The sequence below is a fragment of the Streptococcus sp. DD04 genome, from assembly GCF_001578725.1.
Classification (GTDB): domain Bacteria; phylum Bacillota; class Bacilli; order Lactobacillales; family Streptococcaceae; genus Streptococcus; species Streptococcus sinensis.
Genome location: NZ_KQ969014.1, coordinates 1 through 346, shown reverse-complemented (window position 1 = coordinate 346; position 346 = coordinate 1). Strand labels below are relative to the sequence as shown.

Genomic DNA, 346 nt, shown 5'->3' with positions numbered 1-346 from the left:
CAATCATCATCGGACTTTTCGTTGTTGGTATTGTTGCCCGTGTTATTGGTTTCATGTAATCAAAAAAGGGCTCTTTGTCAACTGTAGTGGGTTGATGTCAGCTAATATCTGGAGAGGACCGAATTGGTTCTCTCCTTTTTGATATTCGAAGCGATGAGAATTCTAGTTCTAAAGTTGTCAAAGTTCCGAAAGCCAAAAGCGTTGCGCTTGATAACCTTGATGAGGTTGTTAGTAGCCTCCAGTTTTGCATTTGAGTAAGGGAGTTCAAGAGCATTGATAATTTTATCTTTGTCCTTGAGAAAGGTTTTAAAAACAGTCTGAAAGATAGGATTTATACAAGAAATTG

Annotated in this window: 1 protein-coding gene; it reads right to left on the bottom strand. The window is 37.9% G+C overall.

The window, feature by feature from the left end; genetic code table 11:
* Positions 1 to 101: 101 nt before the first annotated feature.
* A partial coding sequence (locus STRDD04_RS10315) for a transposase (protein WP_197460104.1) occupies positions 102 to 346 on the bottom strand: 245 nt, incomplete at its 5' end.